The sequence below is a fragment of the Thioalkalivibrio sp. ALE16 genome, from assembly GCF_000381305.1.
Taxonomy (GTDB): Bacteria; Pseudomonadota; Gammaproteobacteria; order Ectothiorhodospirales; family Ectothiorhodospiraceae; genus Thioalkalivibrio.
On sequence record NZ_KB906371.1, the window covers coordinates 30,009 to 55,597 of the forward strand.

General features: G+C 67.5%; 24 protein-coding genes. 15 read left to right on the forward strand and 9 right to left on the reverse strand.

Annotated features, from left to right (window positions below):
* Positions 1 to 48 precede the first annotated feature (48 nt).
* The 6 genes from infB (at position 49) to F627_RS0113000 (ending at position 7,549) form a co-directional block, all read left to right on the forward strand.
* Positions 49 to 2,805, forward strand: a complete 2,757-nt coding sequence (gene infB / locus F627_RS0112975; RefSeq protein WP_026332112.1) for a translation initiation factor IF-2 — start codon at positions 49 to 51, stop codon at positions 2,803 to 2,805.
* Positions 2,805 to 3,281 carry a 30S ribosome-binding factor RbfA gene (gene rbfA, locus F627_RS0112980; RefSeq protein WP_019584288.1) on the forward strand — a complete coding sequence of 159 codons (477 nt, stop codon included), beginning with the start codon at positions 2,805 to 2,807 and terminating at the stop codon, positions 3,279 to 3,281. Before infB ends, rbfA begins: the two co-directional genes overlap by 1 nt.
* A 31-nt stretch (positions 3,282 to 3,312) precedes the next feature.
* Entirely contained in the window at positions 3,313 to 4,272 is a 960-nt protein-coding gene (gene truB / locus F627_RS0112985; RefSeq protein ID WP_019584289.1) for a tRNA pseudouridine(55) synthase TruB, read from the forward strand.
* Between the two features lie 112 nt (positions 4,273 to 4,384).
* Positions 4,385 to 4,654, forward strand: a complete 270-nt coding sequence (gene rpsO, locus F627_RS0112990) for a 30S ribosomal protein S15 (RefSeq protein WP_017941333.1) — start codon at positions 4,385 to 4,387, stop codon at positions 4,652 to 4,654.
* 122 nt (positions 4,655 to 4,776) lie between these two features.
* Positions 4,777 to 6,864: a polyribonucleotide nucleotidyltransferase gene (pnp, locus tag F627_RS0112995; RefSeq protein WP_019584290.1), complete on the forward strand. Its 2,088-nt coding sequence runs from the start codon at positions 4,777 to 4,779 to the stop codon at positions 6,862 to 6,864.
* 67 nt (positions 6,865 to 6,931) lie between these two features.
* The gene (locus tag F627_RS0113000) at positions 6,932 to 7,549 is read left to right on the forward strand and encodes a class I SAM-dependent methyltransferase (protein WP_019584291.1); all 618 of its coding nucleotides are present in this window, start codon (positions 6,932 to 6,934) and stop codon (positions 7,547 to 7,549) included.
* Between the two features lie 321 nt (positions 7,550 to 7,870).
* On the opposite strand, the gene F627_RS0113005 is transcribed toward F627_RS0113000, so the two are convergent.
* A complete protein-coding gene (locus F627_RS0113005; RefSeq protein ID WP_017941330.1) occupies positions 7,871 to 8,149 on the reverse strand; it encodes a hypothetical protein in 279 nt (92 codons plus the stop codon).
* A gap of 111 nt (positions 8,150 to 8,260) precedes the next feature.
* Here F627_RS0113005 and F627_RS0113010 point away from each other — a divergent pair, with 111 nt between their 5' ends.
* Entirely contained in the window at positions 8,261 to 9,709 is a 1,449-nt protein-coding gene (locus tag F627_RS0113010) for a circularly permuted type 2 ATP-grasp protein (RefSeq protein ID WP_019584292.1), read from the forward strand.
* Position 9,710: 1 nt separating this feature from the next.
* Complete coding sequence (locus tag F627_RS0113015; RefSeq protein ID WP_042835265.1) at positions 9,711 to 10,670, forward strand: alpha-E domain-containing protein; 960 nt, start codon at positions 9,711 to 9,713, stop codon at positions 10,668 to 10,670.
* Positions 10,671 to 10,709: 39 nt separating this feature from the next.
* On the opposite strand, the gene F627_RS0113020 is transcribed toward F627_RS0113015, so the two are convergent.
* Entirely contained in the window at positions 10,710 to 11,534 is an 825-nt protein-coding gene (locus tag F627_RS0113020) for a proteasome-type protease (protein WP_019584294.1), read from the reverse strand.
* Positions 11,535 to 11,698: 164 nt separating this feature from the next.
* Between F627_RS0113020 and F627_RS0113025 the strand changes: the two genes are divergently transcribed.
* Both F627_RS0113025 and F627_RS0113030 read left to right on the forward strand, forming a co-directional pair.
* Entirely contained in the window at positions 11,699 to 12,295 is a 597-nt protein-coding gene (locus tag F627_RS0113025; protein ID WP_018875902.1) for a histidine phosphatase family protein, read from the forward strand.
* Between the two features lie 113 nt (positions 12,296 to 12,408).
* Positions 12,409 to 12,993, forward strand: coding sequence for a histidine phosphatase family protein (locus tag F627_RS0113030; protein ID WP_019584295.1), 585 nt, complete (start codon positions 12,409 to 12,411; stop codon positions 12,991 to 12,993).
* A 111-nt stretch (positions 12,994 to 13,104) separates the two neighbouring features.
* Here the strand turns inward: F627_RS0113030 and F627_RS0113035 are convergent, their stop codons facing one another.
* On the reverse strand, positions 13,105 to 13,554 hold the full coding sequence (locus F627_RS0113035; RefSeq protein ID WP_018867815.1) for a host attachment protein: 450 nt from the start codon (positions 13,552 to 13,554) through the stop codon (positions 13,105 to 13,107).
* A gap of 225 nt (positions 13,555 to 13,779) precedes the next feature.
* Here F627_RS0113035 and F627_RS0113040 point away from each other — a divergent pair, with 225 nt between their 5' ends.
* Entirely contained in the window at positions 13,780 to 14,817 is a 1,038-nt protein-coding gene (locus F627_RS0113040; RefSeq protein WP_019584296.1) for a DUF21 domain-containing protein, read from the forward strand.
* A gap of 25 nt (positions 14,818 to 14,842) precedes the next feature.
* A complete protein-coding gene (locus F627_RS0113045) occupies positions 14,843 to 15,424 on the forward strand; it encodes a GNAT family N-acetyltransferase (RefSeq protein ID WP_019584297.1) in 582 nt (193 codons plus the stop codon).
* A 15-nt stretch (positions 15,425 to 15,439) separates the two neighbouring features.
* Here F627_RS0113045 and F627_RS0113050 read toward each other — a convergent pair whose 3' ends face one another.
* The 3 genes from F627_RS0113050 to F627_RS0113060 are packed head-to-tail and all read right to left on the reverse strand — an operon-like array spanning position 15,440 to position 18,927.
* Positions 15,440 to 15,826, reverse strand: a complete 387-nt coding sequence (locus F627_RS0113050; protein WP_018880342.1) for a YajD family HNH nuclease — start codon at positions 15,824 to 15,826, stop codon at positions 15,440 to 15,442.
* A gap of 58 nt (positions 15,827 to 15,884) precedes the next feature.
* The gene (locus tag F627_RS0113055) at positions 15,885 to 16,919 is read right to left on the reverse strand and encodes an alpha/beta fold hydrolase (RefSeq protein ID WP_019584298.1); all 1,035 of its coding nucleotides are present in this window, start codon (positions 16,917 to 16,919) and stop codon (positions 15,885 to 15,887) included.
* On the reverse strand, positions 16,909 to 18,927 hold the full coding sequence (locus tag F627_RS0113060; RefSeq protein WP_019584299.1) for a site-specific recombinase: 2,019 nt from the start codon (positions 18,925 to 18,927) through the stop codon (positions 16,909 to 16,911). The genes F627_RS0113055 and F627_RS0113060 overlap by 11 nt, the downstream gene beginning before the upstream one ends.
* A 264-nt stretch (positions 18,928 to 19,191) precedes the next feature.
* On the opposite strand from F627_RS0113060, the gene F627_RS0113065 reads away from it, so the two are divergent.
* The 3 genes from F627_RS0113065 to F627_RS0113075 all read left to right on the forward strand — a co-directional run bounded on the left by F627_RS0113065 (position 19,192) and on the right by F627_RS0113075 (position 21,741).
* Positions 19,192 to 19,806, forward strand: a complete 615-nt coding sequence (locus tag F627_RS0113065; RefSeq protein WP_018867821.1) for a BMC domain-containing protein — start codon at positions 19,192 to 19,194, stop codon at positions 19,804 to 19,806.
* Between the two features lies 1 nt (position 19,807).
* Complete coding sequence (locus F627_RS0113070) at positions 19,808 to 20,380, forward strand: NUDIX hydrolase (RefSeq protein WP_018875908.1); 573 nt, start codon at positions 19,808 to 19,810, stop codon at positions 20,378 to 20,380.
* 92 nt (positions 20,381 to 20,472) lie between these two features.
* Positions 20,473 to 21,741, forward strand: coding sequence for a TlpA disulfide reductase family protein (locus tag F627_RS0113075; protein ID WP_026280262.1), 1,269 nt, complete (start codon positions 20,473 to 20,475; stop codon positions 21,739 to 21,741).
* Between the two features lie 19 nt (positions 21,742 to 21,760).
* On the opposite strand, the gene F627_RS0113080 is transcribed toward F627_RS0113075, so the two are convergent.
* From F627_RS0113080 to mltF, 3 genes are all read right to left on the reverse strand, one after another.
* On the reverse strand, positions 21,761 to 22,459 hold the full coding sequence (locus tag F627_RS0113080) for a rhodanese-like domain-containing protein (RefSeq protein WP_018867824.1): 699 nt from the start codon (positions 22,457 to 22,459) through the stop codon (positions 21,761 to 21,763).
* 89 nt (positions 22,460 to 22,548) lie between these two features.
* On the reverse strand, positions 22,549 to 23,853 hold the full coding sequence (locus F627_RS0113085) for a TlpA disulfide reductase family protein (RefSeq protein WP_019584300.1): 1,305 nt from the start codon (positions 23,851 to 23,853) through the stop codon (positions 22,549 to 22,551).
* Positions 23,854 to 23,964: 111 nt separating this feature from the next.
* Positions 23,965 to 25,518: a membrane-bound lytic murein transglycosylase MltF gene (gene mltF, locus F627_RS0113090; RefSeq protein WP_019584301.1), complete on the reverse strand. Its 1,554-nt coding sequence runs from the start codon at positions 25,516 to 25,518 to the stop codon at positions 23,965 to 23,967.
* Positions 25,519 to 25,589 lie beyond the last annotated feature (71 nt).

Genomic DNA, 25,589 nt, shown 5'->3' on the forward strand with positions numbered 1-25,589 from the left:
GTACGACCCCGTATCACAGGCTGTCGGTTGGCCTGAAAAGAATCTGGAATGGAGGTAGGCGCCATGGCGCAAATGACAGTGCAGCAATTCGCGGAATCGGTGGGGACGCCGGTTGACCGCCTCATGGTCCAGCTCAAGGAGGCGGGCGTCGAGGTCGATGGCCCCGAGGCGGCGATCACCGACGCGGAAAAGCGCAAGCTGCTCGATCACCTCCGCCAGTCGCACGGCGAGGGTGGCGAATCCGGACGCGTGACGCTGAAGCGCCGTACCCAGGCGCAGACCCTCAAGGTCAGTTCCGGGCAGGGGCGTTCCAAGACGGTCAACGTCGAAGTTCGCAAGAAGCGCACGCTGAAACGCAAGCCGACCGAGGTACAGCCGGAGGCGCCGGTGGAAGAAGCCCCGGCCGCCGAGGAACAGGCGCCGGCACCGGAGGCTCCGGAAGAGACGCGTGCCGCCACCCCGACGGAAGAGCCGGCTGCCGAGGCCCCGGTTGAGGAAACTCCGGCGGCCGAAGAGCCGCCCGTCGAGGAGCCGGAGGCCGAGACGCCGGCCGAGCCGGAGCCCGAGGTCGCCGAGGAGGCCCCGGCCGAAGAGCCCGCGCCGGAACCGGAGCCCGAGGCGTCGGCCAAGCCGAAGCGCCCGCTGAGCCGGACCGAGCAGCTGGCGCTGCAGGTCGAGGCCGAACGCGAGGCCCAGCGCAAGGCATCCGAGGCCCGCAAGCAGGAGGCCGTCGAACGCGAGGAGCGCCAGAAGCGCCGGCAGAAGGAGCTGGAGGCCCAGGAGGCCAAGCGCGAGAAGGAAGAACAGGCACGACTGGAACGCGAGGCCGCGGCCCGGCAGGCCGCACCGGCCGCCGCACCGGCGGCACCGGCGGGTGATGCCAAGGCCGGCAAGGGTGCTCGCAAGGGTGGCCGCAAGGATGACCGCAAGGAACTTCACGTGGCCGGCGACCGTCGTGGCCGTCGCAAGAAGGGCGAGGGTCGCAAGGCCCAGTCCGCCGCGGCCCAGGCGGTGACCAGCAAGCATGGTTTCGCCAAACCCACCGCGCCGGTGGTGCGGGATGTCGAGGTGCCGGAAACCATTACCGTGGCCGATCTGGCCCAGGCGATGGCGATCAAGGCCCCTCAGCTCATCAAGGCACTGATGGGTATGGGCGTGATGGCGACCATCAACCAGTCCATCGATCAGGACACCGCGATGCTGGTGGTCGAGGAGATGGGGCATAACCCGATCGCCGCGAAGGAGACCTCGGTCGAGGACGAGATCGATACCGGTCTCGAGCAGAACGCCGAGGCCAAGGCGCGCCCGCCGGTGGTGACTGTGATGGGGCATGTCGACCACGGCAAGACCTCGCTGCTGGACTACATCCGCAAGGAGAAGGTCGCTTCCGGCGAGGCGGGCGGGATTACCCAGCACATCGGCGCCTACCATGTGAAGAACAATCACGACGGCGTGACCTTCCTGGATACGCCGGGGCATGCGGCGTTCACCGCCATGCGTGCCCGCGGCGCCCAGTCCACGGATATCGTGATCCTGGTGGTGGCCGCGGATGATGGCGTGATGCCGCAGACCATCGAGGCGATCCAGCATGCGAAGGCGGCTGGCGTGCCCGTTGTCGTCGCGGTCAACAAGGTCGACAAGCCGGAGGCCGAACCGGATCGGGTCATGAACGAGCTGTCCCAGCACGAAGTGATCCCGGAGGCCTGGGGCGGCGATACTCAGTTTATCCACGTCTCTGCCCATACCGGGCAGGGGATCGACGAACTGCTGGAGGCCCTGGGCCTGCAGGCCGAGGTGATGGAACTGAAGGCCCCGGACGAGGGCCCGGCCCGTGGCGTGGTGATCGAATCGCGTCTGGAGAAGGGGCGTGGCCCGGTGGCGACCATCCTGGTGCAGTCCGGCAAGCTCAAGCACGGTGACATCCTGCTTTCGGGCAAGGAGTACGGTCGCGTGCGGGCCATGTTCGACGACACCGGCGCGGCGGTGAAGGAAGTCGGTCCGTCGATGCCGGTGGAGGTCCTCGGCCTCTCCGGCGTGCCGGAGGCAGGCGACGAGGTCCTGGTAGTCGCGGACGACAAGACGGCCCGCGAGGTGGCCGAGCACCGTGACACCAAGCAGCGCGAGCGCAAGCTGGCCGCGCAGCAGGCAGCCAAGCTGGAGAACATCTTCAACCAGATGCAGGAAGGCGAGATCGCCACCGTGAACATCCTCATCAAGGCGGATGTGCAGGGGTCGGCCGAGGCGCTGCGCGAGTCGCTGGTCAAGCTGTCGACCGACGAGGTCCGGGTGAAGGTGGTGTCCGCCGGTGTGGGCGGGATCTCCGAGTCCGACATGAACCTGGCGATGGCCTCCGAGGCGATCGTGATCGCGTTCAACGTGCGTGCCGATGCGGGTGCCAAGCGCCTGGCGGCCGAGAACGAGATCGACGTGCGCTATTACTCGGTGATCTACGAGGCCATCGACGACGTGAAACAGGCGCTGTCCGGCCTGTTGTCGGCGGAGATCCGCGAAGAGGTGATCGGCCTGGCCGAGGTGCGCGACGTGTTCAAGGCCTCGGGCTTTGGCCAGGTCGCGGGCTGCCTGGTGGTCGAGGGCTCGGTCAAGCGCGGCAACCCGATCCGCGTGCTGCGCGACAACGTCGTGATCTACGAGGGCGAGCTGGAGAGCCTGCGTCGCTTCAAGGAAGACGTGAACGAGGTCAAGGCGGGTACCGAGTGCGGTATCGCGGTGAAGAACTACAACGACGTGAAGGCGGGTGACCAGATCGAGGTCTTCCAGCGCGTCGAGGTGGCCCGGACGCTCTGATGCCTGGAAACCGCGACTTCCATCGTTCGGATCGGGTCGGCGAGCAGATCCAGCGCGAGCTGGCCGAGCTGATCCGCATGGAGGTCAAGGACCCGCGCGTGGGGATGATTACCCTGGCGGGTGTCGAGGTCTCGCGGGATCTCGCTCACGCCCGGGTGTTCTTTACCCAGCTGGAGGGTGCCGAGAAGGGCCAGGAGGCGCAGAAAGGGCTGAATAATGCGGCCGGCTTCCTGCGCCGGGCGCTCGGCCAGCGCATGCGGCTGCGCTCGGTGCCCCAGCTGCGCTTTGTCTACGACGACACCCCGGAGCGTGGCGCCCATCTGTCGTCCCTGATCGACCGGGCGCTGGCCGAGGATCGGGCGCATCACGCGCATGACTCCGACTCTCCGGAGGAAGGCGGCGTGGATGACGGGGCCGAGGACGACGGGGCCGAGGAAGATCGCGGGTCGGACCGGGGGCCGGAACGCGGGGCCTGAGCCCGGGCGTCTCCGGTTGAGTGACTTCCACATGGCGGGCAAGCGGCGCGAGGTCGACGGCATCCTGTTGCTGGACAAGCCGCGGGGGCGCAGTTCCAACCAGGCGCTGGGCCGGGTCAAGTATCTGCTGCAGGCGAAGAAGGCCGGTCACACCGGGGCACTGGACCCGCGGGCGACCGGCCTTCTGCCGTTGTGCTTCGGCCAGGCGACCAAGGTCTCCGGGTGGCTGCTGGATGCCGACAAACGCTACGTCGCCGAGGCCCGTCTGGGGGTGGAGACGGACAGTGCCGATCTCGACGGCGCGGTGATCCGGGAGGCGGCCGTCCCCGCTATCGATCCGGCGACGCTGCGCGAACTGGAACAGCGCTTCAGCGGCGAGCAGGCGCAGGTGCCGCCCATGGTTTCGGCGCTGAAACATCAGGGCCGGCGGCTGTACGAACTCGCCCGCCAGGGCGTGGAGGTCGACCGGCCCCCGCGCGCGGTGCAGATCCATTCCCTCCACATCGAGCAGACGGCGCCGGATCGCCTGCGTCTGGAGGTGCACTGTTCGAAGGGGACCTACATCCGCTCGCTGGTCGCCGACATGGGTCATGCACTGGGTTGTGGCGCGGCGGTGGATACCCTGCACCGCGTGGGGCACGGTCACTTCGATGCGTCCGCGATGGTTTCGCTGGAGGCGATCGAGGCGGCCTTCGAGGCAGGTGGTGCACCCGCGATCGAGGCGCTGCTGCAACCCGCGGAGACGGCGCTGGCGCACTGGCCGGCCGTGACCCTGGATGCCGCCGCCAGCGCCGCGATGCGGCATGGCAACGCGGCGGCCGACACGGCGGTGATCGGGGCGTTGCCGGGAGCGCCCGATGCGCCGAACGAGGCCGACACGGGCTGGCCGCTGGTGCGGGTGTTTGATCCCGATGGGCGGTTCCTGGCCGTAGGGGTGCGCGACGACCAGGGGCAGGTTCGCGCGCGGCGTCTGTTCGTCCCGGCGGCCTGAACCGGCCGGGTTGTTTTCTGTTCATGCCGGCGCGCGGCGTGCTACCATTACGCGCCTATCGCCAGCGCCACTGGTCGATTAACGGTCTAGAAATCTCAGGAGTCAGGTTTTCATGTCGCTCACTACCGAAGAAAAATCGGCCATCGTCGAGAAGCACAAGCGCGATGCCAACGACACCGGTTCGCCGGAGGTCCAGGTCGCACTGCTGACGGCCCGCATCCAGCATCTGATGGGTCACTTCGACAAGCACAAGCAGGATCATCACTCGCGCCGCGGCCTGCTGAAGATGGTCAGCCAGCGTCGCAAGCTGCTGACCTATCTCAAGCGCCACGACCAGGACCGCTATCAGGCCCTGGTCAAGGAGCTTGGGCTGCGCCGCTAAGGCCGGTACAACGGGCCCGCGCCACTGGTGCGGGCCCGTTCGCTTTCGGGCCTGCGCAAGCGGGTCGCGGAGGCCAGAATTCAGGCATTACAGTCGTCAGAACACGGGAAACGGGAAAAAACGTGGCATACAAGAAGTCATTCCAGTACGGAAACCATACCGTCACCTTCGAGACCGGTGACATCGCCCGCCAGGCCAGTGGCGCCGTCCTTGTCAACATGGCCGAGACCGTGGTCCTGGTCACCGTGGTCGCCCGCAAGGATGCCGAGCCGGGGCGCGACTTTTTCCCCCTGACCGTGAACTACCAGGAACGCACCTACGCGGCCGGCAAGATCCCCGGTGGTTTCTTCAAACGCGAAGGGCGTCCGAGCGAGAAGGAAACCCTGACCTGCCGTCTGATCGATCGCCCGATCCGTCCGCTGTTCCCCGAGGGCTTCAAGAACGAGACCCAGGTGGTCGCGACGGTGATGTCGATCAACCCCGAGGTGGATCCCGACATCCCCGCGATGCTGGGGACCTCGGCGGCCCTGGCACTGTCCGGCGTGCCGTTCGCGGGGCCCATTGGCGCCGCGCGTGTTGGCTACCGTGCCGGCGAGTACCTGCTGAACCCGACCTATAGCGCGCTCGATGAATCCGAGCTCGACCTCGTCGTGGCCGGCACCGAAAACGCCGTGCTGATGGTGGAGTCCGAGGCCAATCAGCTTTCCGAAGAGGCGATGCTGGGTGCGGTGATGTTCGGCCACGAACAGATGCAGGCCGCGATCCAGGCGATCCGGGAACTGGCCTCCGAGGCGGGCAAGCCCGCCTGGGACTGGGAGCCGCCGGTGTCCATCGAGTCGCTGGAAGATCAGGTCAAGGGCGTGGTTGGCGACGAGTTGGTCGAGGCCTACCAGATCGCCGAGAAGCAGGCGCGCACCCAGCGCATCGGTGAGCTGCGCGGCAAGGCCGTGGAGGCGCTGGCCAGCGAGGAAGAATCCGGGCCCAGCGCGGATGACGTGAAGACCGCTTTCCACGATCTCGAGTACCGCCTGGTGCGTGATCGCATCCTGGACGGCAACCCGCGCATCGACGGTCGCGACACGAAGACCGTGCGCCCGATTACCGTGAACACGGGCGTGCTGCCGCGTGCACACGGCTCCGCGGTTTTCACCCGCGGCGAGACGCAGGCGCTGGTGGTCGCGACCCTCGGGACCGACCGCGACGCCCAGGTCATTGACGCCCTGGAAGGCGAGCGCCGCGACCGCTTCATGCTGCACTACAACTTCCCGCCCTACTGCACCGGCGAGACGGGCTTTGTCGGCACGCCCAAGCGCCGCGAGATCGGCCACGGGCGCCTCGCCAAGCGCGGGGTGCAGGCGGTGATGCCGAACGAGACCGACTTCCCCTACGTGATCCGCGTGGTTTCCGAGATCACCGAATCCAACGGCTCCAGCTCGATGGCCTCTGTCTGCGGCACCTCGCTGGCGCTGATGGATGCCGGCGTGCCGCTGAAGGCCCCGGTCGCGGGCATCGCGATGGGTCTGATCAAGGAAGGCGACCGCTTCGCGGTGCTCTCCGACATCCTGGGCGACGAGGACCATCTCGGTGATATGGACTTCAAGGTCGCCGGCACCTTGGACGGGGTCACCGCGCTGCAGATGGACATCAAGATCGACGGGATCACCCGCGAGATCATGGAGCAGGCGCTGGCCCAGGCCCGCGAGGGCCGGATGCATATCCTCGGCTGCATGAACGAGGCGCTGCCGCGCCACCGTGAAGAGATGTCGTCGCACGCGCCGCGCTTTATCACCATGAAGATCAACCCGGACAAGATCCGCGACGTGATCGGCAAGGGCGGGGCGACCATCCGCGCCCTGACCGAGGAGACCGGCGCGAGCATCGACATCCAGGACGACGGTACCGTGAAGGTGGCCTCCACCGACCAGGCCGCCGGGCTCGAGGCCAAGCGCCGCATCGAGGAGCTGACCGCGGATATCGAAGTCGGGCGTCAGTACACCGGCAAGGTCGCGAAGATCATGGACTTCGGGGCGTTCGTCTCGATCCTGCCGGGTCGCGATGGCCTGGTGCATATCTCGCAGATCTCCGACGAGCGGGTCGAGAACGTGGGGGACTTCCTCTCCGAGGGGGACTCCGTCACCGTGCGCGTCCTGGAAGTGGACAAGCAGGGGCGCATTCGCCTGAGCATGAAGGCGGTCGAACCGGAGTCCTGATCGGGCTCGTTTCGTTCACGGGCACCGGATCGCGGTGCCTGGCCATTCAGATTCGGGACGCTTGGGCATGGATCTCGTCAGTATTCGCAAGAGTTACCGGCGCTACGCACGGCATTACGACGCGACGTTCGGACGGGTGTTCGCGACCGGGCGTGCGAGTGCGCAGGAAACCCTGGCACCGCTCTCCGGCAAGCGCATCCTCGAAGTCGGGGTCGGGACCGGCATTTCGCTCCCGGATTATCCGGACGACTGCGAGGTCGTCGGGATCGACGTCTCCCGGGACATGCTCGAGGTGGCCCGGGGCCGCCTGAACGGCGGCCTTCCCGCTGTGTCGGGGCTGTGCGAGATGGACGCGGAACAACTGGGCTTCGCCGACAACAGCTTTGACGCGGTGGTGGCGATGTACGTGGCGACCGTCGTGCCCAACCCCGATGCCCTGTTCGCCGAGATGTGGCGGGTCTGCCGCCCGGGCGGGCGGTTGCTGGTGGTCAACCACTTCGCCTCGCAGCAATGGCTGCTGCGGGGCTTCGAGCGCTGCCTGCGCCCGCTCTCCAAGGCGGTCGGTTTCCGCCCGGACATGGAATACGAGGACTTCGTCCGCGTGACGGGGCAGGAACCCTGCATGGTCGCGCCGGCCAGCCTGTTCGGGTACTGGAAGCAGGTCGAATTCCGCAAGCCCGCCTGAACGTCGTTCCTCGCAGGGCGCCGCCAGAGCGCCGTCAATGCAGGGCCGCGCAGGGGCCGACCACGAGATTGCCACGGCCCCTGCGGGACCTCGCAATGACGAGGATCCGAGCACCGTCATCGCGAGGCGCGCAGCGCCGTGGCGATCTCCATGGAGCGCCCCGACGCCGGAGGGGACAAATGCCGGGGTTCCGTCAGAAGGGTCCTCCCTGCGCGCGCCCTTCAGGCCGACCTGCGGCTGTTCAACGCGCGTCGCGCTTTGGTGTCACGGTCCCCTGGCGGGACCTGGTGATGACGGTGTTTGTGGTAGTCGCGCCGGCAGTCAGCGGCGTGTGAACAGCGGCAGCTCGTGGCGCCGTGCATTGGCCGCGATGAAGCGGCCCCGCCCGCCCAGTTCCCGGTCCAGGGCCGCCTGTTGGGTCGAGGCCTCGCCGATGAGGGTCGCGAGGAAGACCTCGAGTTCGCGGCCATCCACCCGAAGATCGCCAAAGGGGGAGCCGTCCGCCGCCGGCTGCCAGAACAGGCGCGGTTGCCAGTTGCAGCCCTGGATCTTCGGGTGGTGGTACAGCTCGATCAGCCGTTGTTCGAGTGCGTCGGACATGGGAACCTCGGTTGGGGCATGGTGGACGAAAGCCTGTAGCCCTTTCGCCCGTTGTCGCGAAAAGGCGTTACTGTAGAGGAACCCCGCCCACCGCGTCAGAGGACCCGACGAATGGCCATCGACTGGAAGCGCTATGACCCCGCCCCGTTGTACGACGAACTGATCAATAAGCCCGGCAAGCCGCGCGGGCCGGGCAAGGCGCTGGCGGAATACCTGGCCTCGCTGGACGAGGGGGAGATCCACAGCCGCAAGCAGGCCGCGGACAGTGCGATCCTCGAGATGGGCATCAGCTTCACGGTCTATACCGAGGGCGAGAACATCGACCGCGCCTGGCCGTTCGACATCATTCCCCGGGTGATCGCGCGCAAGGAGTGGGACCAAGTCTCGGCCGGGCTGGAACAGCGCCTGAACGCGCTGAACCTGTTCATCGACGACATCTACAACGAGCAGCGGATCTTCCAGGACAAGGTGATCCCGCGCTATGTGCTGAACCAGTCGAAGAACTTTCGCGAGCAGTGCATCGGGATCAAGCCCCCGCAGGGCGTCTGGGCGCACATCTGCGGCAGCGACCTGGTGCGCGACGGATCGGGGCAGTTCTATGTCCTGGAGGACAACCTGCGCGTGCCTTCCGGGGTCTCCTACATGCTGGAGAACCGGCAGGTCACCAAGCGCGTGTTCCCGGAGATGTTCGAGAGTTCCAGCATCCTGCCGGTGGATGAATACCCCACCCAGCTGTTCGACATGCTGGCGTCGATCTCGCCGCGCCCGCAGGACTACCCGGAGATCGCGGTGCTGACCCCCGGCATCTACAACTCCGCGTACTTCGAGCACTCCTTCCTTGCCCAGCGCATGGGCGCCGAGCTGGTGGAAGGCGCGGACCTGGTGGTCGGGGACGACGACTGCGTCTACATGCGGACCATCGACGGCCTGGAGCGCGTCGACGTGATCTACCGCCGCATCGACGACGAGTTTCTCGACCCGGAGGTCTTCAACCCCGACTCGATGCTCGGCGTGCCCGGCCTGATGCGCGCCTGGCGCCAGGGCAATGTGGGACTGGCCAACGCCCCCGGCGCGGGCGTGGCCGACGACAAGGTGATGTATGCCTACGTCCCGGACATCATTCGCTACTACCTGGACCAGGAGCCGATCATCCCCAACGTGCCGACCTATCTCTGTGTGAACGAGAAGGACCGCGCCTACGTGCTGGACCACCTCGACGAGCTGGTGGTCAAGCCGGCCAACGAGTCCGGCGGTTACGGCATGCTGGTGGGCCCGCACGCGACCAAGAAGCAGCGGGCCGAGTTTGCCCAGCTGATCAAGAAGGACCCGCGCAACTACATCGCCCAGCCGACGCTGGATCTGTCCGTGGCCCCGACCCTGTGCGGTGACGAGATCGAGCCGCGCCATCTGGACCTGCGCCCGTTCATCCTCCAGGGGGTGCGCACCGACGTGACCGCCGGCGGGCTGACGCGCGTGGCCATGCGCAAGGGCTCGCTGGTGGTGAACTCCTCGCAGGGCGGGGGCAGCAAGGACACCTGGATCGTGGACGAGGAGAACTGAGATGCTCTCGAGAGTCGCCGAACGCGTTTACTGGATGGCGCGCTATGTCGAGCGCGCCGAGAATACGGCACGCATGGTCACGGCCTTCAATCTGTTGGCGCTGGACATGCCGAAATCGGTGCAGGTGTCGTGGAAGGGCCTGGTGGAGGTCACCGGCAACGAGGGCCTGTTCGACAATCACTATCAGCGGGACGATGAACGCAATTGTGTGAAATTCCTGCTGGCGGATGCCGACAACCCGAGCTCGGTGCTCAACTCCCTGCGGTCGGCGCGCGAGAACGTGCGTACCACCCGCGACCTGGTTCCCTCCGAGGCCTGGGAGGTGATGAACGAGCTGTACCTGTTCGCCCGTGACCATATCGATCAGGGCATCGGCAAGCGCGGCCGTTTCGAGTTTCTCTCCGAGGTGGTTCAGCGCTGCCAGACCCTCACGGGGCTGCTGGCTGGCACCATGAGTCATGATGCGGCCTACGACTTCATCCGCCTGGGGCGCAATCTGGAGCGAGCCGACATGTCCACCCGGCATGTCGACGTGGGCGCACTCAAACTCCTGAAAAAGGACGGCGAGGATCCCGAGCCCTACGAAGGACTGCTATGGACCAGCATCCTGCGCTCGGGGAGTGGCTTTCAGATGTACCGCCAGCATGTGAAGCGCCGGATCAACGGTGTGGACGTGGTGCGGTTCCTCCTGCAGGACACCGCCTTCCCGCGTTCGGTGACCCACGCCCTGACTCAGGTGCAGGATGCGCTGGAGAAGCTGCCACGCAACGAACTGCCGCTGCGCCTGGTGATCCAGGCGCGCCGCCACGCCTCCAGTGCGCATGTGGAGGAGCTGATCGCGGAAGACGGCCTGCATGCCTTCATGGATGTGCTGCAGCGGGATATCGGGGATATCCACGGCGCGAACGTGGAGACCTGGTTCCGGATCGCGCCGACGCAAGCCCAGACTCAGGCGGCATAGGGAGGCACTGGATGGATCGCGGGTGAAGCCGCGATCCGTTCAGCGGCGGGACTTTTTCGGCTTGCCGGAAGAGGATGCGGCCGACTTGCCGGATCCGCGGCTGACGCGGGTCCCGCGCTGCTTGCGTGCGTGGGCGGACTCCCAGTCGAAGCGCGGCAGGTCGGTAAAGGCCTTCTTGATGTTGGTGTCCCAGGCCTGGGTGAGCGAGCGCAGGTAGGCGTCGTCGGTCTCCAGGCACAGGTAATGGTCGAAGGTCAGGGTGCCCCGCTCGTAGACCATCACCTCGATCGGGGGGCCCACGGTCAGGTTCGAGCGAATGGTCGAGTCGATGGAGACCAGGGCGCAGCGCGCGGCATCCCCCAGCGGGGTGGCCGGTTCGATGATGCGATCCAGGATCGGCTTGCCGTACTTGCTCTCGCCGATCTGCAAAAAACGCGTCTGCTGCGAGGTGGTGATGTAGTTGCCCTGCGGGTAGACCATGAAGATCGCCGGGGTGTCGTCGCCGATCTGGCCCCCGATGATCAGCGTGGCCTCGGCCTTGATGCCGGAGCGGGACAATGCCTCGGAGTGCTTCTCCGCTTCCTCGCGGTTGAGCCGTCCGAGGTATTCGGCGGCATCCGACATGCGTTCCACCGTTGCCAGGCTTTCCTCGGCGCCTTCCTCCATGTCGCGCTTGAGTTGTTGCACCACCGACTGCGTGGTGGCCAGATTGCCCGCGGCGAGGACCACGAAGACCCGTTGCCCCTCGATTTCGAAGGTGTGCATCTTGCTGTAGGTGCTCACCTGGTCCACGCCCGCGTTGGTGCGGGAGTCGGAGGCGAAGACGAGGCCGTCGTCCAGATCGATGGCGACACAGTAGGTCATGGGGGCGCGGGTTTCCGGGCAAGGCAGTGACGGCATACTAGGGCTGGGGTCGGGGGGCGTCAACGCAGTGTCGCGTTGAGTGCCGTCGGCGGATGCACCGAACCGGTGCCCCCGCCGCGTGGTCTGCAGGCCTACTGAATGCGTGTTCTTGCGAGGAGATGCCGATGTTTCGTTCCGGCCTGTGGCTGTTGCTGACCCTGCTGTTCCTGCCCACGTTGGCGAGTGCCGATGCGCTCGAGCCCGATGCCCTGATCGAGCGCCTGCAGGCGGGCGGGCTGGTGATCTACTGGCGCCACGCCGCGACCGATCACAGCCGCCGCGATCAGGACCTGACCGACATGAGCCGCTGCGAACTGCAGCGCAATCTGGACGACCGCGGACGCGAGCAGGCGCGCCGGGTCGGCGCCGGCTTCGAACGTCACGCGATCCCGGTCGAGCGCATTTTGAGCTCGGCGTTCTGCCGCAATATCGACAGCGCCCGGATCGCCTTCGGCGAGGGCTCCTGGGAGGTTCGGGACGACCTGTTCAACGTGCCGCCGGTGCGCGACCGTCAGCGACAGCAGGCGCTGGTGACGGCCCTGCGGGACTATCTCGTGACGCCGCCGGAGGATGGCGACAGCAACGTGGTGATCGTGGGGCACAACATCAACCTCCAGCGCGCGGCGCGGGTGCGCATCGACGAAGGCGAGATCGCGGTGTTCGAGCCGGGCGGGGATGCGCCCCGCGTGCTCGGCATACTGACCCCCGAGGATTTCGACTAAGCGACCCCGGCCCACCCTGGCGGGCCGGGGTCGCGTGGCCGGGCAGAATGACGCCGGAGCGTCTACGCAAAGGGGAGGGCGGAAAGATCGGGGGTGATGTGGTGAGGAACGGGATGGTGGGTGGAGTACTGGCCCTGATGCTGGCGATGGTGGCTCCGGCCGGCGCCGAGCCGCTGGCACCGAAGGCCCTGATCGAGCGCCTGCAGGCGGGCGGGCTGGTGATCTACTGGCGGCATGCGGCCACGGATCGGTCGCACGACGACTATGACCTCTCCGACATGACGGACTGCGAAGGGCAGCGCAACCTGAGCACCCGCGGGCGGGAACAGGCGCGGCAGGTGGGCAAGGGCTTCGAGCGGCACGCCATACCGGTCGAGCAGGTGCTGACCAGCGAGTTCTGCCGTAACTGGGAGACCGCGCACTACGGGTTCGGCGAGTACGAGATCCGGACCGAACTCTACAATCTGCCGATTATTCAGGATGCTGCGCGCCGCGAGGAGCTGATCGAAGGGCTGCGGCGGCACCTGAACACGCCGCCCGAGGCCCCGGAGAAGAACATTGTGATCGTGGGCCATGACCTGAACCTGCGCCACGCCGCGGAGGTGGAGATCGACGAGGCCGAGATGGCCGTGTTCGAGCCACATACTGACGGGCCGCGTCTGCTCGGAACGCTGCAGCCCGACGACCTGAAGCACTAGGGGAAACCCTGGTTAATGCGCACGCTCGCGCTCGAGTCGCTTATGCGTGCGAACAAGGCGCGGGGACGCGGTGGTGAACCCCGACCCCGCGTCGGGGCCGGGGCGGGTCGGTCAGTAGAGGAAGTCCGGCAGGTGCTTGCGCAGGCTGGCGGCGTCGGTGGACTTGGTCACGTTCTTGGCCACCTCGGCGGTCACGCTCTGGGCGACGGTCGGGTCCAGTACCTCGCGCAGGGCGCCCAAGAAAGTCGGCGCGGCGACGATCACGAGTCGCTTGAAGGTGCCCTCGTGATAGGCGGCCTTGAGCCGCTCGGCGACTTGGCGGGCAAAACGGTTGCGTTCGTTGGCGGCGGGATCGGTACTCTCCTGCATGGCGTGCCGCGCATCCCCGCTGGCACTGCTCCAGCTGCGCCCGGGGCGATCCGAGACGAGATCCTGGTTGTGGGCGCGGGACTCGCTGTGCGAGAGCGTCTCGCTCTCGTGCATCCCCTGACAGGCGCGGCCCTCGCAGGCAAAGATGCGGGCGCGCGCGGCATCGGCGACAACGATCCAGACAGTGTCCATGCAGATCCTCCTGTGGCGTAGACGGTGGCCCCGGGTACCCGTTGGACGGGGCGACGGGACCGCTGCGGGGCCGGCCCGGCAGGCACCGGCCCCGTCTTCGAGTGTAGATGCTCTGCAGCGGCTTGGGGTGGTATCGCAAAGAGCAGGGCCTGTTCCGTGCGGGCGCGCACGGCGTACGGCGCGGTACCCTGATGCCATGTATGCGCGAGCCAAGGAAAAGATCCCATGAGCCTCCTGACCTGGCTGGGTATCCTCGTCTGCCTCTCTCAATCGGCGATCCTGTCCGGGCTCAATCTCGGGCTGTTCTCGCGCAGCAAGCTGGAACTGGAGGTCCAGGCGCAGAAGGGGGATCCGCGCGCGGAACGCCTGCTGGCCCTGCGCGGCGATGCGAACTTTGCACTGGTGACCATCCTCTGGGGCAATGTCGCCGTCAACGTGCTCCTGGCGCTGCTGTCGGGCTCGGTGATGGGGGGCGTGGCGGCGTTCCTGTTCTCCACGGTCGTGATCACGATCTTTGCCGAGATCCTGCCGCAGTCCTATTTCTCCCGGCACGCGCTGAAGGTGGCCGGGGCGCTCTATCCGCTGCTGCGGTTCTACCAGTTCCTGATGTATCCGGTGGCGCGCCCCACGGCCTGGGTGCTGGATCGCTGGCTCGGCGGCGAGGAGATCCGGTTCTTTCCGGAGCGCGATCTGCACTATCTGATCGATCTGCATATGCAGGCGCACGGCAGCGAGATCACGCGGGTCGAGGGCCGCGGTGCCCGCAATTTCCTGGAGCTGGACGACATCCTGGTGCAGCACGAGGGGCAGGCGCTGGATCCGGACAGCGTGGTCGCCATGGAATTCGTGGACGGGCGCCCGGTCTTCCCCGCGATCGCGCCGCGGACCGATGATCCGTTCCTGGTTCGGCTCAATCGGCCGGGGCGGGGATGGATAGTGATTACCGACCCCGAAGGCGAGCCGCGCACGGTGATCCGGGTCCCGGAGTTTACCCGCGAGGCCCTGTTTGCACCGGAACGCTTTGATCCCCAGCATCACTGCCATCATCCTCTGGTGGTGCGTGATGGGGGCCGACGTCTGGGCGGGCTGGTGCCGCATTTCAAGGTGCGCCCGGCCAGCAGTGGCGACACCGTGGTCGGCGACGATGTCATCCTGCTGTGGACCGATGATCAGCGCCGCATCCTGAGCGGGACCGATATCCTGGGCCGTTTGCTGCGCGGTGTGGGGCAGCCGGCCCCGGCCGACACCCCAGGAGCGGTCTGAGCGCGAGCGCAGGAGGCCGAAACGAATGGAATTCAGGACCGTGGGCGGGGCGGGTATAACGCCCTATCTGGACGCCGTGGCACGCCTGCGTATCGCGGTGTTCCGCGAGTGGCCGTACCTCTACGACGGCAGTGCGGAGTACGAGGCGCGGTACCTGCAGGACTATGCGGACTGCCCGGACAGCACGCTGGTGCTAGCGCTGGAAGATGGCCGTGTGGTGGGCGCTTCCACCGCGTTGCCTCTGGCCGCGGCCGAGGCGGAATTCCAGGCCCCGTTTCGCGAGCAGGGGCTGGACCCGGCGGCGTACTACTACCTCGCGGAGTCAGTGCTGGAGCCGGAGTTTCGTGGTCAGGGAGCCGGGCACCGGTTCTTCGACGAGCGCGAGGCGGCGGCCCGCCGGTTGGGGTTTGCGCATGCCACCTTCTGTGCGGTGGTGCGCCCGCAGGATCACCCGCGGCGCCCGGCGGACTATCGGCCGCTGGACGGTTTCTGGAGGAGGCGCGGCTACACCCGGGCCGAGGGCCTGGTCTGCCAGTTTCCCTGGCCGGATATTGGCGAGACGCAGGGAACCCACAAGCCATTGCAGTTCTGGTGGCGCGGGCTGTGAAGCGGTCGCGGGGGTTTACGCCCCCGAATCGTCATCCTGTGGATCGTTGTCCCCCTTGAGCATGCCGGCCAGCCCGGCGAACGGGTTGTGCGTGGCCGTGGTGCCGCCCGTCTTGCCGCTTCCGGGGGTGGCATCGGTATAGCGCTGGTGCTCGTTGTCGTGGCAGTACAGGCACAGCAGTTCCCAGTTGCTGCCGTCCGGGGGGTTGTTGTCGTGGTTGTGGTCGCGGTGGTGTACCGTCAGCTCGCGCAGATTGGCGCGGGTGAACTCCCGCCCGCAGCGCCCGCAAACCCACGGATACATCTTCAGGGCCTGCTCGCGATAGCCGCGTTCGCGCTCCGCCTGGTCGCGCCGACTGCGGGCCACCAGGTCGTCAAGACGGTTGGAGGTCGAGTGGCTCATGGGGCGTTCTCCAGAGGTTGCTGCATCGAGCGTAGCTTTGATGCGCCGGCGGGGCCAGTCAGTCTAGATCCCGAAGGTATTGCGTTAGCGCATCGAGGCTGCGTTCGTGGCCGGAGGGGAGGGGGGCTTGCGGGTCCTGCAGCCACGCGGCGATGTCGGCGAAGGTGGTTCCGGCGCGGGTGTAGCGGGTCAGCATGTGGTAGCCCTCGGGGTAGAGCACGGCGCGGTGGGCACCGGACTCCTGCGCGGAAAGCCCCTCCAGCAGGCGCGCCAGGGGGCGCGGTGGCACGAGGTCGTCGCGCGCCCCGTAGAGGGTCAGGCTGGGCGCGGGCAGGTCGGGACCGGTCTCCAGCGCGCGGGTCATCAGGGTGGTCAGGCCGTCGAGGGCATCGATGCGCGCGTCGCGCAGCACGAGCGGGTCGTCGCGCATCTGTTGCAGCACGGCGGGGTCGTCCGTCGGGTGGATATCCAGTTCCGCCGCCATCTCGCCGTCCAGGCGCCAGCCGGGCGCCAGGCGCGCTCCCAGCCACAGGCCGAAGCGCTGATACCAGGGCATGTCGCCCCGGCTCCAGACGGCCGGGGCGATCAGCACCGTGCCGGCTACAAGGGGTGTCCCGTCCCCGGCATCGGGCGCCTCCGCCGCGGCCAGCAGGGCGACCGCGCCGCCCATGCTCTTGCCGACCAGGTAGGGCGTGCGATCGGGATAACGCGCCTGCAGCAGCCGCAGCGCGGTGCGGGCGTCCTCGGCCATGATCCGATGACCGGACCAGTAGCCGGCATTGCGCGTGCCGCCGAAGCCGCGCTGGTCATAGGCGTAGACCGCGATGGCATGCTCGGCGAGGGCCTCGCCCAGGGCCTGCATGCTGCCGCCGTGGTCGTTGAACCCGTGCAGGGCCAGCACCACCTGCTCCGGGGTCTCCGGACCCCAGCGATGCAGCGGCAGTCGATCACCGTCCGCGGTGTGGATGACCTCCGGGGCGAGGATCGGCACGCGGGACTCGCCACCGGACGGGTTGGGCACCGCTCCGGCACAGCCGGCCAGCCACAGGATGGCCAGCGGCAGCAGGAGACCCCGGGCGTGGCTACCGAGCATCGCCTTTGTCGTTGTCGTCGGCGGCGGCAACGGCACGCGGGGGGAACAGGAATTCCCGCGGGCGTTCGCGCAGATGATGGCCGTAGGCGCGGAAGACGCGGCCGAAGGCCCCCATACGCACGCCCCGGGCGCGCAGCGCGACGTACAGCGCGAGGCCGAAACTGACCCACAGGTTGACGGCCCCGATCAGCAGCACGAAGACCAGGAACAGTGTGAATATCCCCAGCCCGGGTGTCTCGCTGGCGGTGATATAGCCGAGATTGGCCGAGGCGAAGGCCACGTGCTGGATATCCAGCGGCAGGCTCAGCAGGTAGCCGACATATCCGGTGACCCCGAGCAGGACACCGAACAGGAAGTTCCCGATCAGGGCCCCGTAGTTGTAGCCGATCCAGTCAGCCAGGCGGTGGCGGGCGCCGGTGGGCAGCAGGCGGCGCAGCCAAGGGTGTTCCCGCAGCCGGCCGGGCAGGTCGAGATAGGCGCAGCGGTTGTCGAAGAAGCCGGCGATCAGGCCGGAGACGAACAGCCAGACCCCGGCGATCGCGGCGAAGAACAGCGCCAGCCCCATGATCGGGCGCAGGCCGTCCATCAGGTAGTCGGCCTCCTGGCCGGACAGGATCGGGGCCTCGAACAGGCGGGCGGGAAACAGCCCGATCAGGATCGCGGTGGGCAGGGCGATGCCCACGTTGCCCAGCACCGCGGCAAACTGCGAGCGTCCCACCCGCATCAGGAGGTCCGCCATCTTGCGCGGGTCGGCCGTCCCCCGTTCGCTCTCCTCGATGGCGGCGGCCAGGCGCGCGGCGGTCATCGCCGGCTGTTTGGTGGCGACGGTGAAGTGCAGGATGTGGATCAGCACGAAACCGAGCCCGTAGTTCAGGCTGGTCCACAGTGTGTAGGCTGCCTGGGACAGATCCAGGGCCCCGATCTGGATCTTGATCAGCGCCATAACCGCGATAATCAGCCCGGCGCCGGCCCCGGAGCGCAGCATCTGGAAGTATTCGCCGCGCGACTGGGTGATGTAGTGCTCGCCGGTGTCGCTGACATGCTGGGTAATGCTGCGCGAGACCAGCTTGATGTTGTCCTGCCACAGCGCGCGCACCCCGTGCTGGCGGGCGCTGATGGTGATGAGTTCGCGGAACACGCCGACCGAGGCGGCGCGGGTATCGCGCTCCGCATCGGGTTCCAGCAGGTCGAGCAGCTTGTGGATGCGCCGGAGGGTCTGGTCCAGGCGTTCCAGCAGGTGGGTCAGGGACAGGCTGTTGCCGTGGGTGATGGCCAGCTGGCGCAGGCGCGCGATCTGCTCGCCGCACTGCTCCAGCAGCACGCGGGCGTGGCGGTCGTCCATGCGTTCGCGGTTGGGGTCCTCCAGCGCGGCACGATAGTCGCGCACGTAGGCGGAGATCTCGCGCTCCTGGGCCACAAACGCCGAGTTGCGCTCCGCGATCGACGGGTCCAGGCGCAGGAGTTCCGGTTCCAGTTCCTCGGCCGCCACCCAGATGGACAGCATCTCCAGGGCGTAGAGGATCTCCTCGCGGGCCCGGTGCAGGACCCCGGGATGCTCGCCGGACAGGCAGCCCAGTGCCTCCAGCAGGCGCCACCAGGCATCGTCCGGAAGGGCGGCGACCCATACGGCATCGTCGGTCTGGTGAAAGACGTGAAACAGCACATCTTTCAGATCCTGGCGATCCATCGGGCGCGGGTTGATGCGCTCGTAGATCAGCTCCGCCGCCTCGCGAAAGAATCCCTTGCGCGAGAACAGGCCGATCCCGGTGTACAGCGTCAGGTGCCGGGCGTCCTCCAGCCCGTCCTCCAGTCGCTGACGCAGCCGTTCCTGCAGGCCCGGGTGGTCCGCGAGCGCCAGGGTCAGTTGTTCGATCCGGCCGATAACCGGGGCCACATTGAGGGGATCTTCCGGGCGCAGCCAGTCGACGAGTTCGCGCAGGGTCTCGGCCAGGTCGAGGTCGGCATCTTCCACGCGGGCCAGGAGGTGTTCCGCGTCCTGCTTTGTCATGACAATCCCTGTGGCGGCTGGGCTGGCGTAGCATTATACGAGGCCATACGGGGGTTGTGTCGGCGCGTTGCAGGGGCTCCGATGCGGCCCGGAGATTGAGCTTGAGGCCCGCTGCGTTCACAATGCGCCCCTCAATTCTCCCGTGTACTCACGCAGGCCGGCGGTAGCAGGCGGCTTGCGTAACCTGTGCGCGGACGCCCCGCGCGGGTTCGGGCCGCGACGCGCGGGACCCATGGGGCCCAGGCCCCGGCCCAGAGCGAATCGATGATCCAGCTGCGTACCTACGTCTACATGGATTCCCTCCAGCCGCAGCTGGCGGAATACATGGCTACGGTCTCCCAGGGCTTTCTGCCCGTACCGGGGGACTCCTGCCTGTGGGTGGAGGTTTCGCCGGGGATGGCGGTGCACCGTCTGACCGACGTGGCGCTGAAGGCGACCAACGTGCACCTCGCGCAGCAGGTCGTGGAGCGCGAGTTCGGTTCCATGGTGATCCACCACCGCGACCAGAGCGAGGTGCAGGAGGCCGGTCGCGTGCTGCTCTCGCGCCTGGGCGCCAGCCAGGAGGATCGTCAGCCCTGCCGCATCCCGTGGCAGGAGACCATCCGCGGGATGACCCCGGATCACACCGTGCTGATCAACCGCCAGAACCGCCGCGGGAACATGATCCTGCCGGACCAGAGCATGTTCATCCTCGAGGCGGAGCCGGCCGGCTACATCATCTACGCCGCGAACCAGGCGCTGAAGGCGGCCAATGTGTCGCTGATTGATGTGCGCGCGGTGGGCGCCTTCGGGCGCCTGACCCTCGCCGGCCGCGAAGGCGACGTGGACGAGGCGGCGCGCGCCGCGATCCACGCGCTGCACAACCCCGCCGGGACCTGAGATGCATCGCGCGCAGCTGCTGGACCTGCTGGCCCGTCACCAGACGACCTTCATCGAGGAGGCCGGCTTCGTCCGCCGCGCGCTGGATTTCGTCAACGACCACCCGGACTGCTTCAATTGCGACCTGACGCCGGCCCACGTGACCGGCTCGGCCTGGGTGGTCAGTCCGGATCGCGAGCAGGCCCTGCTGTTGCTGCACGGCAAGCACCATCGCTGGTTCCAGCCAGGCGGGCATGCCGATGGTCAGGCGGATATCCTGCAGGTGGCGCTGCGCGAGACACACGAGGAAACCGGCTTGTCCCCCGAGCATATCCGGCTCGTCGAGGAAGACATCTTCGACCTGGATATCCACACCATCCCCGCCAGCCCGCATTTCCCGATGCACGAGCACATCGACGTGCGCTTCCTGCTGGAGATCGATGACCGCCTGCCGGTGCCCGGCAGCCACGAGTCGCACGACATCCTGTGGGTCCCGCTGCAGCATGTCTCGCGCTACAACAACAGCCGTTCCCTGTGGCGGATGGTGGAGAAGACCCGCCGCCTGCGGACCTACCGGCACATTCACCCGCGCTGATCCCGTATCCCCAGCGGGGTGGTGACGTTTCCGCCCGCCCGGCGGGGCGCTATAGTCGCCTTCCGTCTCCCTGATCCATGCGTCCTGTGTCGATGAGCGTTCTGCCACGTCTTGGCCTGCTGCTGTGCCTGATTCTAGCTGCGCCGGTGCTGGCCGACGCCGCGGAGCCGCGTTCGATGACCGTGACGGATCCCGCCGGCGTGGAGCTGGACGTGACCGTCTACCCGGCCGAGGGTGAGCGCCTCTACCTCTGGCTGCTGCCGCAGGCGGGCGCGCACGCCAACCATGCCGAGTTCGGCCGCGAGCTGGCGGCCATGGGCATCGAGGTCTGGCAGGTGGACCTGCTGGATGCCCATTTCCTCCCCCGCACCAACGAGAGCATGCGCAGCCTGGATGGAGTCAGCGTGGCCGCGTTGCTGCGCGCCGCGCATGAAGAGACGGGCAAGGAGGTCATGCTGGTGGCCTCCGGTCGCCCGGCCATCACCGCGCTGCGCGGCCTGCGCCAGTGGCAGAAAGACGGGCCCGAGGCGGCCTACGTGCTGGGTGCGGCCCTGGCCTTCCCCAACCTGATGGTGGACACGCCAGTCGCCGGGGCGCCCGCGGAGTTTGTGGATGTCGTGCGGGCCACCAGCCTTCCGGTGTTTCTGCTGCAGCCGACCCAGGGCGTCTACCGCTGGCACCTGGACGAGATCCTGACCGACCTGCGCCGGGGTGGCAGCGCGGTATTCGTGCAGATGATCCCGGGGGTGCGCGACTTCTACTACCTGCGCCGTTCCGACCCCGAACCGGAGGAAGTGGCCATGGCGGCCCGTCTGCCCGCGCAGTTGCTGCAGGCGGGCCGGTTGCTGGCCAGCGTCCCGCGCCCGCTGGCGGCGGCGCCGATGCCGGAACTCGCGCACGAGGTCGAGGCCGGTCGGGGGCTGGTAGCGCGCGATCACCCACCGCCGGTTGCGGACTTCACCCTGACCGATCACCTTGGCGATGAGCAGTCGCTGTCCGACTACGCGGACCAGGTGGTCCTGCTGAACTTCTGGGCCAGCTGGTGCCCGCCCTGCGTCCACGAGATCCCGTCGATGAACCGCATGGCCGAGACCCTGGGCAAGGGTTTCGCCATCGTCTCGGTTAACTATCAGGAGAGCGCCGAGCACATCTCCGCCTTCATGGACGAGGTGCAGGTGGATTTCCCGGTGCTGATGGATTTCGACGGCCGGGTTGCCGCCGACTGGCGTGTATTCGCCTTCCCCAGCTCCTTCATCCTTGGCCGCGACGGCCGCGTGCGCTATTCCGTCAACAGCGCCATCGAATGGGACGACCCCGACGTCATCAACCGCGTCCGTACCCTCATGACCGAGCCCGAATAGCCGGCCGGACGGTCGTGCGTTATTCGTCGGTGGAGCCTTCCACCGTGGTCAGGCCGAAGGCGTGCCACATTTGCATGCCGCCGCGGTACCACTTGATGCGTTCGGCCGGGTAGCCGAGGTTGGTCAGCGTGCGGATGTTGGTGGGGGACTGCCCGCACCAAGGGCCGTTGCAGAACAGCACCAGGGTCTTCGCGTGGCTGAAGTCGTAGAAGTCCCCGTCGAAGACCACGTCGAACCGGTCGCTCAGCACATTGCGTACGTCGTCCGGGTCGGCCCCGGAGGCGAAGTGCAGGCGATCCCAGGGGATGTTGATGGCACCGGGGATGGTGCCGCGGCGATATTCGCGTGGGGTGCGTGAATCGATGATCAGCAGGTCGTCGCGCTCGGTGGTCTGGCGCAGGTAATCGATGAACTCCAGTTCACCCAGCGTCTCGACCCCTCGACCCAGGCTCATCGGCTGGATGCAGAAGGGCGGACAGGGGCGCGCAATCTGCGCATAGTCGAGATCGATGGTCGCGAAGGTGTCCTGGTCGCGGGTAACCGTCACGCGCTCGTCGCCGTGGCGCACCTCGAACTCGGCCATGTCCGTGGTGATGCCCACCTCCACCTCCGCGAAGGTGGGCGAGGCCACCAGCAGTGCCAGGCTCGCGAGCAGGCCGCGTACAAGGGGCGATGCGGGCTCGGGCTTTTTCATCGGATTCTCCTCGGCATCCGCCATTCCTTTAGCTTAGTCCCGAATGCTGACGAGCACGCGCAAGGGCCCACGCCTGGCGGGTATTTCGAGCGATCGCGGGGTTACCCTTGCGCCTACTCGTCGAGGAGTTCGCGGATCTGGTCGATGACGCCGGGTTCGGTCCATTCGATCGCGCCGAACAGGTAGTAGCGCAGCTGGCCCTCGCGGTCGATGACGTAGCTGGTGGGGTAGGCCATCGCGCGCCAGTCGTTCAGGGAGGCCTGGTCCGGGTCGAGGAGGATGGTGAAGTCCGTTTGCACTTCGTCCTCGATGAAGCGTCGGATGGTGGCCTCGTCCTCGCCGAGATTCACCGCGAGGATGCGAAAGCCTTCCGCGCGCAGTTCATCCTCCAGCAACTGCATGGATGGCATCTCGTGCACGCAGGGCGGGCACCAGCTGGCCCAGAAGTTCACCAGCACGACCTCGCCGCGATAGTCCTCCAGACGCCGGGTGTCGCCGGCAAGGTCGGGCCGTTCCAGCGGCGGGGCAGCCACGGGTTCGTCCAGGGTGTTGGTGTTCAGTTGCGCGTCGCTGCCGGTGGGGGTGCGCACGGCCAGGTCGGTGTCCGCCTCGGCCACGGCCGGCGTCCGCTGGCGGGGCAGGCGCGAGAGCATCTCCATGCCGAAGGCGATCTCGCGGTGGAAGTGCTCGCTCGCGAGTTGCTCGCCGGCCGTGGCATCGGGGCGGAAGAAGAACCGGTCGCGGATCCCGGGAAGCAGGCGGGCGCCCACAGCACTGCCGCCCTCCGAGAGACCCGCGCGGATGCGGCCGAGCTGCTGGCGCTGTGGGGATTGCGCCGGTTGCAGAATGTACACAGGGAGGTTGGTCAGTCCGACGATGGCCTGCAGCTCGGTACCTTCGGTGTCCACGCCGGTGTGCAGGTAGGGGCTGGCCATCAGCAGGCCGGCCAGGTGGTCCGCATCCGGGTGGGCGAGCTGCCACTGGTAAAGCCCGGTGAGCAGCCAGGGCAGGGCGCGGTCGTGGCCGAACGCGAAGACGGCTCGACCGGTATCGGCGTGAGCCGACTCGATCAGGTCCGCGACGGTCGTGGTGGGCATGTCATCGAAGCTGGAGGCCGCCTCCGGCAGGAAGTGGCCGCTGAAGGGGTCCACCAGCCAGACCTCGATGCCGATGGCCTGCAGGGCCAGGGCCTGGGTGCGGTGGCCGTCGCGCAACCCGTGCTCGGACGGGAACCACAGCAGCACGGCGTCGCCGTCGGCGCGATAGCGCTCCACCGGCACTTCGGCGCCGCCGGCCTCGATGATGGCGGCTGCGTTCGCAGCGCCGGTTGGATCCCCGGCATCCTGGGCCAGGGCGATAAGCGGCGTCCCCAGAAGCGCTACCAGAGAGAGCAGAACAACGGCGAGAGAACGGGTCATGCAGGCCTTTCCGGAGGGTGTTCGGGGAGAGACGCACGAGGGCTCGATATTGATCCGCCGGTGCTGAATGCAGTCCCGTCGTCCCGTGGACATCCTTGTGAGACTCCACACCTAGAGCGACACCGGGACCCGGCGATACGGCTCGGGGGGCGGCGGTCTGTGGTCGCCGCTTTCGGGGAAGCGCTGGATCAGCTTGTCGTAGTAGCTGCGGATGTTCTGCACGTAGACGACCGGCTCCCAGCCACGGGCGTAGCCATAGCGGGTGCGCTCGTACCATTCGGGGTCGGCCAGGCGCGGGAGCCACTGCATCACGTCCAGCCAGCGATCCGGATCGTCGCCATGCGCATCCGCCAGGCGACGGGCGTCGTGCAGGTGACCGAGGCCGACGTTGTAGGCCGCCAAGGTCATCCAGGTGCGGTCCGGTTCCGGGATTCGCTCCGGGAGTCGTTCGCGCAGATCCAGCAGGTATCGCGTGCCACCGTCCACGCTCGATGCGGGATCGGTGCGGTCGTCGATGCCGAGACCCGCAGCGGTGTTCTGGGTCAGCATCATCAGCCCGCGCACGCCGGTGGGCGACACGGCGTTGGCATTCCAGTGTGACTCCTGATAGGCCACCGCCGCGATGAAGCGCCAGTCCAGGCCGTATTGCTCGCCGGCGCTCTCGAACAGGTCGCGAAAGCGATCCAGGCGGTCCTCCACTCGGCGGGCGAAGGTCAGGGCGTCCACCAGATCGTGGGTCTCCAGGTGGCCCAGGTAACGGTCGGTCATCAGCTCCAGTTCGCGGTTCTCGCGCAGGCGCTCGATATAGCGTTCCGCCGCTTCGATCAGGCTGTGGTCGAACCCGGACGGGAACAGCCAGGTGACGGTCGCACCGCGCTCGAACTCGTACGCGGTGCGCAGCTCCGGATGCAGGCGCCGCAACCGCCCGAACTCCAGCGAGTTCATCAGGGCGTAGTCGATCTCGCCTTCGGCCAGGGCCTGGCGCAGCGCCTCGGCAGTTCCCAGCGGTACCAGTTCAATCGGAGGGTCACGGGGCTCGTCGCCCAGGATCTCCACGGGGTTCTCTTCCGGATCGGCGGATTCGGGGCCCTCCGCCAGGGTCGAGCTCCGTTGTCTTGAGGCCTCGACTTGGGCCAGGTGGTCCCGCAGGCGTTCCGGCAAGGGGGATTGCGCGGTGAACCCCAGACGGGTTCCGGCAGGCAGATCGTCGAGGGCGGACAGGGCCGCGTTCGCTTCGTTGCCGCGCCAGAAGGCGAGGAGCTGCTGGATCGCGAGGATCTCCGGGCCCGGTTTGACCGCGGGATCGCCGGGATCGACCAGCAAGCCGGCGGCAAGATCCACGCGCTGTTCGCGCAGACGCTGGTGGGCCTCGGCCGCTGTGTCCACGCGGGTGACCCGGATGCGCGTGCCTAGCTCCCGCGCAAAGCCGTGCAGCAAGTCGAGGTCCAGTTGGTCGTGGCCGTTGGCCATGGTCAGTTCCGAACGGCCAAGTGGAGTGTCCACCAGAACGACCTGCAACTCCTCGCGAAAGGTGAGCTGCTCCAGTGCAGAGGGTGGCTGGAACCAGACCCGCAGACCAATCATCACCAGCAGCACGATGAAGATGCCGAGCTCGATCTGACGCCAGGTCGTGCTTGGAGGTCGGAGCTGAAGGTGCGGGGCCATGGACTGGATGATACCCAATCAAGCGGCGTGGCCGCGCGGGACGCGGCGGCGCCGGGTCCGGGTGCTGGTCC